Source organism: Streptomyces sp. SP18BB07, assembly GCF_036322545.1.
Lineage (GTDB): Bacteria > Actinomycetota > Actinomycetes > Streptomycetales > Streptomycetaceae > Streptomyces > Streptomyces deccanensis.
Genome location: NZ_JAQYWT010000244.1, coordinates 17,901 through 31,708 on the forward strand (window position 1 = coordinate 17,901; position 13,808 = coordinate 31,708).

9 protein-coding genes are annotated in these 13,808 nt (G+C 69.4%); 1 reads left to right on the forward strand and 8 read right to left on the reverse strand.

Annotated features, from left to right (window positions below; genetic code table 11):
• Nucleotides 1-9 precede the first annotated feature (9 nt).
• Complete coding sequence (locus tag PUR53_RS08370; RefSeq protein WP_329907874.1) at nt 10-2,829, forward strand: poly(A) polymerase; 2,820 nt, start codon at nt 10-12, stop codon at nt 2,827-2,829.
• Between the two features lie 13 nt (nt 2,830-2,842).
• Here PUR53_RS08370 and PUR53_RS08375 read toward each other — a convergent pair whose 3' ends face one another.
• The 8 genes from PUR53_RS08375 to PUR53_RS08410 all read right to left on the reverse strand — a co-directional run bounded on the left by PUR53_RS08375 (nt 2,843) and on the right by PUR53_RS08410 (nt 13,758).
• Complete coding sequence (locus PUR53_RS08375) at nt 2,843-3,673, reverse strand: hypothetical protein (RefSeq protein ID WP_329907875.1); 831 nt, start codon at nt 3,671-3,673, stop codon at nt 2,843-2,845.
• 418 nt (nt 3,674-4,091) lie between these two features.
• On the reverse strand, nt 4,092-5,177 hold the full coding sequence (locus PUR53_RS08380) for an endo-1,4-beta-xylanase (protein WP_329907876.1): 1,086 nt from the start codon (nt 5,175-5,177) through the stop codon (nt 4,092-4,094).
• A gap of 14 nt (nt 5,178-5,191) precedes the next feature.
• Nucleotides 5,192-8,374 (reverse strand): glycosyl hydrolase 115 family protein, encoded by a 3,183-nt coding sequence (locus tag PUR53_RS08385; RefSeq protein WP_329907878.1) that lies wholly within the window; start codon nt 8,372-8,374, stop codon nt 5,192-5,194.
• 189 nt (nt 8,375-8,563) lie between these two features.
• Nucleotides 8,564-9,757 (reverse strand): elongation factor Tu, encoded by a 1,194-nt coding sequence (tuf, locus tag PUR53_RS08390; RefSeq protein ID WP_033528329.1) that lies wholly within the window; start codon nt 9,755-9,757, stop codon nt 8,564-8,566.
• A 169-nt stretch (nt 9,758-9,926) separates the two neighbouring features.
• On the reverse strand, nt 9,927-12,053 hold the full coding sequence (gene fusA, locus PUR53_RS08395) for an elongation factor G (RefSeq protein ID WP_045559443.1): 2,127 nt from the start codon (nt 12,051-12,053) through the stop codon (nt 9,927-9,929).
• Nucleotides 12,054-12,092: 39 nt separating this feature from the next.
• Nucleotides 12,093-12,563, reverse strand: coding sequence for a 30S ribosomal protein S7 (rpsG, locus tag PUR53_RS08400; RefSeq protein WP_005481264.1), 471 nt, complete (start codon nt 12,561-12,563; stop codon nt 12,093-12,095).
• Nucleotides 12,564-12,565: 2 nt separating this feature from the next.
• A complete protein-coding gene (gene rpsL, locus PUR53_RS08405) occupies nt 12,566-12,937 on the reverse strand; it encodes a 30S ribosomal protein S12 (protein ID WP_003948652.1) in 372 nt (123 codons plus the stop codon).
• 287 nt (nt 12,938-13,224) lie between these two features.
• The gene (locus PUR53_RS08410) at nt 13,225-13,758 is read right to left on the reverse strand and encodes a DUF1707 and DUF4190 domain-containing protein (RefSeq protein WP_329895755.1); all 534 of its coding nucleotides are present in this window, start codon (nt 13,756-13,758) and stop codon (nt 13,225-13,227) included.
• Nucleotides 13,759-13,808 lie beyond the last annotated feature (50 nt).

Sequence of the window (13,808 nt, forward strand, 5' to 3'; positions counted from 1 at the left end):
TGAGGAACCGTGCGCACGAGCGAGGAGATCTACCACCGGGTGCGCTGGGACGCGCGCTTCGACCCGGCCCGCTTCGTGCTGGGCGTCCTCCAGCGGAACGCGGCGCCCAAGCGGGTCCCGCTGCCCGCGTTCGTGCCCGGCGGCGAGATCCCCTGGCACCGGGTGCTGTTCTTCGAGGCCGACGGCGAGCTGGTCTGGGACCGCTCCACGGGCGTGGACCGGATCGACGCCACGGAGGCGGGGCGCGTGCGGGAGGCGCGCCTGCTCCGGGCGCCGTTCTTCACGGCGCGCACGCCGCACGCGTGGGACGGGGAGCGCTGGACCCCCACGCGCGCACCGCGAGGACTCGCCTCGGCATCCGTGCGGGTGCTGACCTGGAACACCCTCTGGGACCGCTACGACGCCGACCTCATCGACAGCGCCCGGCGCAGGCCCCTGCTGCTGCGGGCGTTGCGCGACGCCGACGTGGACGTGATCGCGTTGCAGGAGGTCGAGGCGGAGCTGCTGACGATGCTGCTGCGCGAACCCTGGGTGCGGGACGGCTGGACGCTGGGGACGGACCCGCGCGGACGTGACGTGGACGTGTGCGGTCTGCTCCTCCTCAGCCGGTTGCCGGTCCGCGAGGCGGCGTTCCACGCGCTGGGCCCGCACAAGGCGGTGACGGCCGTGGTCGTGGAGACCGGCGCACGCCCCCTCGTCGTGGCGGGGACCCATCTGAGCAGTGACCATTCCACGGACGGCGCCGGCCGCCGGGCCGCCGAACTGGCCCGTGTCGCCGAGGGGTTGGCGGGCCTGGATGCCGACCTGCTGGTGCTGGGCGACTTCAACGACGGCGGTGACACCCCACAGACGACCCTCGGTATGCGGGACGCGTGGAGCGAGACGCACGGCCCCGCCGACGCGACCCCGACCTTCGACCCGGGCGCGAATCCGCTGGCCGCGGTCTCGTCCCTGTCGGGGCGGGCGTCCCGGCTGGACCGGGTGCTCGTGCGCGGGGAGGGGCTCCGGGTGGCACGGGCCGAGCTCTACGGGGACGCGCCGACGCCGGAGGGGCTGCACATCTCGGACCACTACGGGGTGCGGGCGGAGGTGACCCCGGGCGCCCCGGGTACGGATTCCCCGGCCACGGACGCGCCCGCGCGCCTCGACGTCCGGCCGACCGCCCGTACGGCGCTGGCGTGGCTGCCGCCCGAGAAGCTGTGGCCGCCGCTCCAGGAGATCCGCCGCGACCACGACCCGCAGATCCACCGCTGGCCCCCGCATGTGAACGTCCTCTTCGGCTTCGTACCGGAACACGCCTTCGAGGAGGCGGCCGCCGTGCTCGCGACGGCGCTGACGACTCCGACGGTCCCGTTCGACGCCCGGCTGGAGGGCGTGCACTGGTTCGGCCACCGGGACGACGCGACGGTCTGGCTCGACCCGGCGGCGGCCGGGGAGGGACCGTGGGCCGACCTGCACGGCACCCTCGTACGCCACTTCCCGCGCTGTCGCGGCCGGCACGAGGGCTTCACCCCGCATCTGAGCCTGGGCCGCACCACCGACCCGAACGCGTTGGCCACGGCCTGCGCGGTCCGGCTCACGCCCCTGTCGGCCAGGGTCGGCGAGCTGGCACTGCTGTCGAGGCGCGCGGACGAGCCGATGCGGGTGCGGGGGACGGTGAGCCTGGGGACGGGAGAGGTGCGGTGGCGGGACGAGCCGGCGCCGTACGGGGCTGGCGGGGGCGGCGAGGACAGCGGCGCCGACCTCGCCGTGGCGGACCGGGTCGCACGCCTCGTGGCGGACGCGCTCCCCGGCGGTGTCGTGCACATCGTCGGCTCGCGGCGGATGGGCTGTGCGCTGCCCGGCGCGGATCTGGACCTGGTGGCGGCACTGCCCGGCTCGGTCGAACTCCCCTCCGTACAGGCAAGGTTGGCCGAGTCCCTGCCCGGGGCGGGCGGCATGCGCGAGGTGGTCGGCGCTCGTGTACCCGGCCTCCGGCTGCGGCTGGACGGCCTGGACGTGGACCTGGCGGTGGTGGCGACCGGCGCGATGGATCCCGTCGAGGCGGTGGCCCGGCGGGCCGAACTGGGCGAGGCGGCGGCGATCGCGCTCAGCGCGGTGAGCGACGCGGAGGCGGTGCTCGCCTCGGTGGACGCCCACGGACCGACGTTCGCCCGGCTGGCCCGGCAGGTCAAGGCATGGGCGAGGGCCCGGGGCCTGGACTCGGCACCGTTCGGCGGGCTGCCGGGCCTGGCGTGGTCCGTGCTGGCGGCCCGCACGGTGAACGAGGCGGGCGACCTGCCGCCGGCGGCCCTCCTCCGGCACTTCTTCGCGACGTGGGCGGCGTGGGACTGGCGCGAGCCGGTGGGAGAACTCGACGGCGTCGCCGCCGGGGCCCTCACCGTCGCCACCCCCTCCGCCCCGGTCCGTTCCTGCACGGACCAGGTCACGGAGGGCGTGCGCGACCTCATCATCCAAGAGCTGTTCCGCGCCTGGGAGTTGCTGGAGGAAGACGGCTCGTTCCCCGACCTCCTCGCCCCTCCCCCGCTCCACCGCCGCCACGCGGCCTGGGCGATCGTGACGGTGGAGGGGGCCCGGGGCGGGAGTGCTGACGAGGGCCGCGTCCGGGGCAGGATGCGGGCCCTGATCACGGACCTCGCCGAACTGGCCCCCGACTGCCACGCCTGGCCCCGCCCCTTCACCACGACCCCCGCCCGCTACGCCATCGGCCTGGGGCAGACCCCGCCGACCACCGACGAACTGACCGCCGTGGCGGAACGCCGGCTACGCGGTCTGGCGGGGGTCACGCTCACGCGGGCGGAGGGCGGCGAGGTGCCGACCCTGCACTGAGGGGTCCGGGCGGTCAGCGCACGTCGACGTAGTCCGACGCGCCAGCGGCGACGCCGGTCGTGCTGTTCCCGTAGTACACCCAGCGGTACGAGCCGTCGCCGGAGGCCGTGACCGTGGTCTTCAGCGCCCCCGTGCTGCTGGTGGTGGCCTTCTTGAGCGTCTTGAAGGTGTCGGTTCCCTTGGCCTTGAACTGAAGGCTCACGGTACGGCCGCCATAGCCGTCGTACTTCTTCGTGCTCCAGTTCGCCCGGGTCAGCTTGCCCGTGACAGTGATCTTCTTGCCCTTGGTGACGGGCTCGGGTGAGGCGTTGGTGGTGGCCTTGGCGGCGCGCTTGAGCTGGGCGGTCTTGGACCGCTTCTCGATCTCCCCGGCCTTGAGGTTTCCACTGGCCTTGAACAGACGGAGAGACACGGCGAGCTTCCACGTAGTGGCGTCGCTGTTGGAGTCGACTTGCTCCTGGCTCGGATGGGGGTCGATGTAGAGGTTGCCCTCGCAGCGGGCGTGCCTGGAGTCGATCTCGTAGCAGGTGTAGCTGCCCGGTCCGATGTAGTTCTCTCCGGTGTCGGCGGCCCTCTTCAGGTCGCCCCGATAGAGGAAGGGGTGCGCGCTCCAGCTGCCCGCCGTTCCCTCGACGCTGTACCCGGCCGGCAGCGCCAGGTTGAACGTCATGGGCGGCTCCACCTCCTTCGACGTACCCACCACGATCGGCTTGCCCTTGTTGATGACGATGTCCGACACGGTGATACCGGTGTCCGCCGCGTTCGCCGCCGGCGCGTTCAGCACCGAGAGCCCGAGCGCCCCCACGAGCGTGGCCACCGCGACGGTCCGTCTGCCTGACTTCATTCACACCTCTTCAGAAGGATCTCCATACAAGAGGCGGCAGATTACCAATGACGTGCCCATGCCCCCCCAACCCACCCACGCGCTGCAGCCCAGGGCACCAAGGACTTGGCCAAGCCGGCCAACTGGGCGTACTACGCCGCGTATCTGCTCACGAAGTACCGGTTGCAGCCCCTGCTGCTGGTCGTCTGCCAGGACCGCTCGACCGCCGGATGGGCGGCGAAGCCGGTCCGCTTCGGCCCACGCCAGTGGCCCCGAAAGCCGGGCGGAGGATCTCCTTGTTCGTCCTGGAACAGCGCGGCCTCGACGTCCCCGAGGAGGCTCGCGAACGCATCGCCGGGAGTAACCGCACCCTCCGCGCTCCCGACTCCGGCGCGCGTCGCGGTGAATGCGCCCCATCCACCGCGACGCGCCCCTCCCCTTACCTCCCCCGCCCCACCGCAAGCCCCTCCCGCAGCGCCCCGTACGCCGGCTTCCGCCCGTACTCCTCGTCCATCGGTGTTGCCGAGCCCTGGCCCTCGAAGACGCCCGGCACCCACGAGTACTTGTCCGTGAATCCCCATACCGTGAATGACGTGCAGCTCCGCGAGCCGAGGCACGCGTCGAGAAGGCGTCGGTAGTAGTCCGCTTGCGTCGCCTGCTTCGCCTCATCCACCGGCAGGATCATCCGCACGTCCACCTCCGTGAACGCCGTCCGCATCCCCAGCGCCTCGAAGCGGGCCAGGTTCTCCGCGACCTGCCCCGGGAAGCCGTACTGGATCGCGAGGTGTCCCTGCGCGCCGAAGCCCTGCACCGGTACGCCCTGCGCGCGCAACCGCTTCGCCAGTTCGTAGTACGCCGTGGACTTCGCGTTGACGCCCTCCACGTTGTAGTCGTTGAGGAAGAGCTTCGCCTTCGGGTCGGCGGCGTGGGCCCAGCGGAACGCGTCCGCGATGTACGACGGGCCCAGCTCACGCAGCCAGATCGAGTTCCGCAGGCTGCCGTCCTCCTCGAAGACCTCGTTGACCACGTCCCACTGCTGGATCTTCCCCTTGTACCGCTTCACCTCGGTGGTGATGTGCTTGCGCAGAATCCCGCGCAGCTCCGCCGCGCCGATCGACCCGTCGGCCACCCCCGCCGTCAGCCACCCCGGCAGCTGGCTGTGCCAGACCAGGGTGTGCCCGCGCACCACCTGCCCGTTCGCCCGCGCGAAACGGACCAGGTCGTCGGCGGCCTTCCAGTCGTACACCCCCCGCTGCGGCTCCACCGACTCCCACTTCATGACGTTCTCGGCGGTCACCGAGTTGAACTCGCGTACGGTCGTTCGGCGGTACGTCCGGTCGTCGGCGAGGGCAGCCATGTCGACGGCCGTGCCGATACGGACCCCCGCCCGGTCGGCGAGCGTCCGCAGCGATGGGCCGGACTGAGGTCCATGCGCCGAGGCCGGCTGCACGGCCACCGCCGTGGACAGCAGAGCCCCGGCGACCACCCCGAGCGCGGGCAGGCGAAAACGGTTCAGGTACGTCATCCTCAGGTCCCTTCTCAGATCCGGCGGCTCTCCAGCGGCCCCAGATACGTCGGCGTCAACCCACCCGTGTCGATCACCAGGCGCTGCAGCACCACCGTCGGATCGACCATCCAGAACGTCAGCCGGTGCGCCCCGGGCCCGGCGATCGCGTGCCGGGTCACCGTCACGTTCACGTTGTCCGACGTGTTGCGCGCCCACTGCTTGTTCATGAGCCCGTCGTCGGCCCCGGTGACGGCGTTGATGTCGACGACCTGGGGTTCCCCGTCGTCGAACGACACCCCGTACCGCAGACCGCCCGTCGCCAGCGTCGGGTTGCGCGGCGAGACGTACGCCCACACCGTCACCTCGTCCGCGGACGACAGGACACTGACCTCGTACTCCAGGCGCGGCCCGTCCCCGCCCGGCGTCTGCCGGGCCGCCGTCACGGGCCACGGCGTCACCCCCGCCCCGGTACGCCCGATCCGCTCGATCCGGCGCCAGCGCACCCGCCCGTCGGCCGACCCCACCGCCCGCGCGTAGTGCTCCGCGTCGATCGCCACATAGCCGCCTGCCTCGACGAACCCCCGCAGCCCCCGGACCTCCCGCGCCGACGGCTTCTCCGCGACGGCCTTCACCGTGACCGAGGCCCCCGCCCCGCTCACCGTCAACGCCCCCTCCGCGCGCCCCCCGCCCGGCACGCGCCCCCAGTCCACCCGCACCGCCACCCGTACCTGCTCCTCGACCCGCCCCCGCGACCGCTCCACCTTCAGCCACGGCACCGACGACTCGATCCGGTACGAGAAGGGCGTACGCCCCCGGTTGAAGATCTCCACGTACTGCTGGGGCCTGGTCTGGTACGGGCTGAACACCGGAAGCACCGCCTCCGAACCAGCGGCACCGGGCCCGGAGCCGGGCCACCACTCCCCCGCGTCGTCGGCCCCGTCGACCGCCACCCCCAGCCCGGCGGCCTCCGGCACCTCGATCCGCCGCACCTTGGGAAAAATCTCGTCCGGCAGGGCGACATGGTCCTTCTCCGGCTGCTGCCACCCGGCGTTCGGGCCGTAGCGCTCCACGTCCCCGTACCCGATGTGCGGCTGCGTCTGGAAGCCCCGCCACTTCCCGCCCGCCACCTCGGAGTTGAAGTGGTCGGCGAGCGCGAAGTCCCGCTCCAGACCCTTCTCCGCCTCGGCCGCCATACGGTTCGTCGCCGCCCGCCCCTGCCCCGCGTACAGCAGGTTCCGGAACTCGGCCTCCCGCAGCCCGTACAGGTTGGCGGTCGCGGCCACCTCGTACCCGACCAGCTCGAACCACGCGTCCCGCACGGCCGCCGGGAGCCGCCGCCCCACCCGCTCGGCCCGCTTCGCCAGCGCCCGCCACTCCTCCGTGACGCGCTCCAGCTCACGGTGGCCGAAGTAGTACGGCGTCTCCTGGTCGTCGTAGACGATCGCCCGCTCGTCCTTCGTGGGGTCCTTCGTCGTGTCGAGCGTGATCCGGCGGTTCAGCAGCTCGGGCTTGCGGCGGGCCTGGAGTTGCCCGTAGGCGCTCAGCACCTCGGCGATCTCGGCCGCCGCCTCCTCCCCGAAGTTCTGCCGCGCGAACCGCCGCTCCCACTCCTCCAGCCGGTCCTGGCCCCAACGCCCCGGATTCCAGGCGTAGTCGAGGAAGAACCCGGTCGGCAGTTCATTGCCCTTCAGATCGCCGACGTTCGCCACCCAGAGCCCGTGGTTGCCGTAGGCGTCCGCCTCGTGCAGCTGTTCCCAGAGGTTCGCCAGGTTGACCGTGTCGACCCACTTGTAGTTGCGCCCGACCCCGACGTAGTCGAAGTGGTAGTACAACCCGTACCCCCCGGGCCGTACGGGCTCCCCGGGGTCCGGATGCTTGCGGATGTTCCCCCAGTTGTCGTCCGTGAGGACGACGGTCACGTCGTCCGGCGCCCGCAGCCCCCGGTCCCAGTAGCGCTGGACCTCCTTGTAGAGGGTCCACACCTGCGGGGTCTCCGTGGCGGGCCGCCCCGTCTCCTCCTCGATGATCCTCCGCTGCGCCGCGATGATCTCCTGCATCAGCTCGATGCCGTCGCCGTCCGGGAGGCTCGTGTCGCCGTTCCCCCGCATCCCCAGCGTGACGACGCCCTCGAAGCCCTGGTCCACCATGCGTCGGATGCCGTCGCGCCAGTACGCCCGGACGGCCTCGGCGTTGCGCCGGTACGACCATTCGCCGGTGCCCCCGTAGGGGTCGCGCCCGGGGGTGACCACCTTGCCGGCGCTGTCCCGGACCGCCGGCACGGCATGGCGGTTCCACTCCTCGATCCCTCGCATCATGGGCGCCTCGTGAGACGTGCCCATGACAATTCCGTACTCCGTCGCCCGTGCGTGGTTCTCCGGATCGTCCTCGGCGAAGGCCCGCCCCCACACCGCCGGCCAGACGTAGTTGCCCTTCAACCGCAGCAGCACCTCGAAGACCTTGGCCCAGAAGTCCGCGGTGAAGCCCCCGGGATACCCCGGCGCCTTCCCAGGCCCGAAGTACGCCGGCGCCCACGTCCCGAGCGCCGGGTTCTCGTCGTTGATGAAGATCCCCCGGTACTTCACGGCCGGCGTCCCCTGACTGAACCGCCCCGGCCGTACGTACACCGCGTCCCGCCGGACCGGCGGCACGTCGTCCCACCAGTACCAGGGCGAGACCCCGATCCCGTACGAGACGTCGTACGCCCCGAAGATCGTGCCGCGCGGGTCGCTGCCGGCGATGACGAAGGCCCGCCGCACCCCGGGCATCGGCCGCTCGACAACCGTCTGCAACGAGGTCTCCCACTCCCCCCGCACCCCGCCGACGTCCAGCTTCCCGGCAGCGATCAGCCCGTCGATCAACGGACTCCGCCCGATGGTCCCCACCAGAACCACCTCCCGCGCAACCTCGCTCCCCGGCCGCACCCCCGTCACCCGCTCGATGTCGTCCCGGAGGTCACCCGCGACCCGTACGACACCGGGGTGATCCTCAGGACTGACGACGACCGGGGCACCGACCAGGGGAAACCCACCCGGCATGGGCGAGAAGGAGAGATACGCCCCCGGGTCCGTCACCCGCGGAGCCCCGCCGCCCCCCTCGGCCCACGCATCCTCGGCCCACGCATCCTCGGCCCACGCACCCCCGGCCCCCAGCGACAACACCGGCACAGCACCGATCCCCGCTCCGAGCACACCCCTACGGCTGACGTACCCAGACATGCCACACCCCTCGATCCCGTATTTGGTCAGCGGCATGACAAATAGTGAAGGGAGTGACCGGCGGGGGGAATGGGTCGTGACCGTCGAATAGTTTCGAGCCCGCACAGCGAAAGGGCCCGTACGACCGAAGTCGTACGGGCCCCTTCAGGAGCTCAGCTGTGCTGGAGCTACCAGGTCAGACCGACAAGCTTACTTGTTGATCTTGGTGACCTGGCCGGCGCCCACCGTGCGGCCACCCTCACGGATGGCGAACTTCAGGCCCTCTTCCATGGCGATGGGCTGAATGAGCTCAACCTTCATCTCCGTGTTGTCGCCGGGCATGACCATCTCGGTGCCCTCGGGGAGGGTCACCACGCCGGTCACGTCCGTCGTACGGAAGTAGAACTGCGGGCGGTAGTTGTTGAAGAACGGCGTGTGGCGGCCACCCTCGTCCTTGGACAGGATGTAGGCCTGGGCCTCGAACTCGGTGTGCGGCGTGACCGAACCGGGCTTGATGATGACCTGGCCGCGCTCGACGTCCTCGCGCTTGATGCCACGGAGGAGCAGACCGACGTTCTCACCGGCCTGGCCCTCGTCGAGCAGCTTGCGGAACATCTCGATGCCGGTGACCGTGGTGGTGGTCTTGTCCTGCTTGATACCGACGATGTCGACGGTCTCGTTGACCTTGAGGACACCACGCTCGATACGACCGGTGACGACGGTGCCACGACCGGTGATCGTGAAGACGTCCTCGATCGGCATCAGGAACGGCTTGTCGACGTCACGCTCGGGCTGCGGGATGTTCTCGTCGACGGCCTTCATCAGGTCGAGGACGGACTGGCCCCACTCCTTGTCGCCCTCAAGGGCCTTGAGCGCCGAGACCTTGACGACCGGCAGGTCGTCGCCCGGGAACTCGTACTCGGAGAGCAGCTCACGGACCTCGAGCTCGACGAGCTCCAGGATCTCCTCGTCGTCCACCATGTCGGCCTTGTTCAGGGCGACGACGATGTACGGAACGCCGACCTGGCGGGCCAGGAGCACGTGCTCCTTGGTCTGCGGCATCGGGCCGTCGGTGGCGGCGACAACGAGGATGGCGCCGTCCATCTGCGCCGCACCCGTGATCATGTTCTTGATGTAGTCCGCGTGACCGGGGCAGTCGACGTGGGCGTAGTGACGGGTCTCCGTCTGGTACTCGACGTGCGCGATGGAGATGGTGATACCGCGCTGGCGCTCCTCGGGAGCCTTGTCGATCTGGTCGAACGCCGAGGCCTCGTTCAGGTCCGGGAACGCGTCGTGCAGCACCTTGGTAATGGCGGCCGTGAGGGTCGTCTTACCGTGGTCGATGTGACCGATGGTGCCGATGTTGACGTGCGGCTTAGTCCGCTCGAACTTCGCCTTCGCCACGGGGGTCCTCCTGGGAGTGGTTCTGGAACGCCTTGCTTCATCGGCGCCAGGTGATCTTTGCTGGAAAGTCCGGGTCCTTGGGCAAACACCCGTGTTGGCGGGTGTTTGCCCCCTGAGGCTCCGGAGTCAAGCCTAAAGCGTGTGGACGCGGTGCGTGGAACGCGGTGCGTTACTCGCCCTTGGCCTTCGCGATGATCTCCTCGGCGACGTTCCGCGGAACCTCGGCGTAGGAGTCGAACTGCATCGAGTAGCTTGCGCGACCCGAGGTCTTGCTGCGGAGGTCTCCGACGTAGCCGAACATCTCCGAGAGGGGCACGAGGCCCTTCACGACGCGGGCACCGGCCCGCTCCTCCATGGCCTGGATCTGACCACGGCGGGAGTTGATGTCGCCGATGACCTCACCCATGTAGTCCTCGGGCGTGGTGACCTCGACGGCCATCATCGGCTCGAGCAGCACGGGGCTGGCCTTGCGCGCGGCCTCCTTGAAGGCCTGCGAACCGGCGATCTTGAACGCGAGCTCGGAGGAGTCGACCTCGTGGTAGCCACCGTCGATGAGCGTCACGCGGACGCCCGTCATCTCGTAGCCCGCGAGGATGCCGAACTGCATGGCCTCCTGCGCACCGGCGTCCACCGAAGGGATGTACTCCTTCGGGATGCGGCCACCGGTGACCTTGTTCACGAACTCGTACGAGGCGTCGCCGCCCTCGATCGGCTCGATCGCGATCTGCACCTTGGCGAACTGGCCGGTACCACCAGTCTGCTTCTTGTGCGTGTAGTCGACGCGCTCGACGGCCTTGCGGATCGTCTCGCGGTAGGCGACCTGCGGCTTGCCGACGTTGGCCTCGACCTTGAACTCACGGCGCATACGGTCGACCAGCACCTCGAGGTGCAGCTCGCCCATACCACCGATGATGGTCTGGCCGGTCTCCTCGTCCGAGTGAACCTGGAAGGAGGGGTCCTCCTCCGCGAGACGCTGGATGGCGACACCCAGCTTCTCCTGGTCACCCTTGGACTTGGGCTCGATGGCGACCTGGATGACCGGCGCCGGGAAGTCCATGGACTCCAGGATCACCGGCTGCTTGTCGTCGCACAGCGTCTCACCGGTCGTGGTCTGCTTCAGACCCATGACGGCGATGATGTCGCCGGCGCCCACCGACTCGATCTCCTCACGCTTGTTCGCGTGCATGCGGTAGATCTTGCCGATGCGCTCCTTCTTGCCCTTGACGGAGTTCAGCACGGCGGTGCCGGACTCCAGGCGGCCCGAGTAGACCCGGACGAAGGTGAGCTTGCCGAGGTGCGGGTCGCTCATGATCTTGAACGCCAGCGCGGACAGCGGCTCGTCGTCGGACGGCTTGCGCTTGACCACGACCTCGGGGTCCTTGACGTCGTGGCCCTCGATGGCCTCGACGTCGAGCGGGGTCGGGAGGTAGCGCACGACCGCGTCGAGCAGGGGCTGGACGCCCTTGTTCTTGAACGCGGTGCCACAGAACACCGGGGTGACGGTGACGCCGTCGGACTTGCCGGACGCGATGGTGATGCGACGGATCGCGGCGTACAGCTGCTCCTCGGTGGGCTCCTGGCCCTCCAGGAACAGCTCCATGATCTCGTCGTCGTTCTCCGCGACGGCCTCGACCAGCTTGCCGCGGTACTCCTCGGCAGCCTCGGTGTGCGTGGCCGGGATGTCGACGACGTCGTACATCTCGCCCTTGGCGGCCTCGGCGGACCACACGAGCGCCTTCATGCGGACCAGGTCCACAACGCCCTTGAAGTCCATCTCGGCGCCGATCGGCAGCTGCATGACGAGCGGGACGGCGCCCAGGCGGCTGGAGATCATGTCCACACAGCGGTGGAACTCCGCGCCCGTACGGTCCAGCTTGTTCACGAAGCAGATGCGCGGCACACCGTAGCGGTCGGCCTGACGCCACACGGTCTCGGACTGCGGCTCGACTCCGGCGACACCGTCGAACACCGTGACAGCACCGTCGAGCACGCGGAGCGAACGCTCCACCTCGACCGTGAAGTCGACGTGACCCGGGGTGTCGATGATGTTGATCGTGTAGTCGTTGTCCTCGAGCGGCCAGTGACAGGTGGTGGCAGCAGAGGTGATCGTGATGCCACGCTCCTGCTCCTGCTCCATCCAGTCCATGGTGGCAGCGCCGTCGTGGACCTCACCGATCTTGTAGCTGACGCCGGTGTAGAAGAGGATCCGCTCGGTGGTGGTCGTCTTGCCCGCGTCGATGTGGGCCATGATCCCGATGTTGCGGACCCTGGCCAGGTCAAGTGAAGTGGTAGCCATAAGGCTTCAGTCTTCTCTCGGTCTCGATGTGGGTTGCGACTACCAGCGGTAGTGCGCGAAGGCCTTGTTGGACTCGGCCATCTTGTGGGTGTCCTCGCGCTTCTTCACAGCGGCACCGAGGCCGTTGGACGCGTCGAGAAGCTCGTTGAGCAGACGCTCGGTCATGGTCTTCTCGCGACGGGCGCGGGAGTAACCGACCAGCCAGCGCAGCGCGAGCGTGTTGGCGCGACCGGGCTTGACCTCGATCGGAACCTGGTACGTCGCACCACCGACACGGCGGGACTTGACCTCGAGGGTCGGCTTGATGTTCTCCAGCGCGCGCTTCAGCGTGATGACCGGGTCGTTGCTGGTCTTCTCGCGCAGGCCCTCCATGGCGCCGTACACGATGCGCTCGGCGGTGGAGCGCTTGCCGTTCAGCAGCACCTTGTTGATGAGGGAGGTCACCAGAGGAGAACCGTAGACCGGGTCGATGATGACCGGGCGCTTCGGGGCGGGGCCCTTACGAGGCATTCTTACTTCTCCTTCTTGGCGCCGTAGCGGCTGCGGGCCTGCTTGCGGTTCTTGACACCCTGGGTGTCAAGCGAACCGCGGATGATCTTGTAGCGAACACCGGGCAGGTCCTTCACACGGCCGCCGCGCACGAGCACGATGGAGTGCTCCTGCAGGTTGTGTCCCTCACCCGGAATGTAAGCGGTGACCTCGATCCCGCTGGTCAGACGCACACGCGCGACCTTACGCAGGGCCGAGTTCGGCTTCTTCGGGGTGGTCGTGAACACACGCGTGCAGACGCCGCGACGCTGGGGCGAACCCTCGAGTGCGGGCGTCTTGTTCTTCTCGACCTTGTCCTGCCGGCCCTTACGGACCAGCTGCTGGATCGTAGGCACTACTTCTCCGGTTTCTGTGTGCCGAATGGTGAAGCTAACCTGGAACATTCGCCGACCCACGCGGTCGGGTGTGTCGAAACTGCGGAACTCCCGCCGCGAGGCAGAAAGGGCGCAGAGTACGGCGGCCGCTTACGGCTCCCCCTGTGCGGTTGAAGGCACGCACGAGAGCCAGGGCACACCCCAGGCACAAGGTCTGAGCGTACCTACCTCATTCGCTATGGTCAAAACAAATGGGCAGGCGGGGGTTTAAGGACGGGCACATCCGCGCCAATGAGCGCCTCCGGGCCTCAGATCCCGCTGCTCGACGACACTCCCGCGATCATGAAAAGCAGGAGGAAGAACGCCCAGCCCGCCACGGAGAGCCAGCCCAGGATGACGCCGGCGAGAGCAAAGCCCTCACCGCCCTCACCTGTGCGCTTGATCTCCGCGCGGGCGGTGTGGCCCAGGATGACCGCCGGAATGCCGGTGAGCCCGAACGACATGGTCGTGAGCACACCGCAGACCATCGCGCCCACGGCCTTGCTGTTGGTGGGCGGGGGCAGCACGGGCGCCGGCATGAACGTTCTCGGGACCATCGGCGTCATGGGTGCCATGGCGCTCGGCTGCATCGCTGAGGGCCCCTGGGGCAGGTCGGCGACCAGGAGAGCCAACTCCCCCACCGTACGCGCCTGATAGGCCCTCTCGACGCGCCTCTCGTACTCGTCCTGCGGGAGACGCCCTTCGGAGAAGCCCGCCTTCAGTACATCGACGGCACGCTCACGGTCGGCATGGGCGGCGAGCAGGGACGGGCTGCTGCCCTGCGCCTGCTGCTGCCAGGGCATCGGCTGCCACGACGGGTTCGACACGAGAAACACTCCCCCGGACTGGTTGT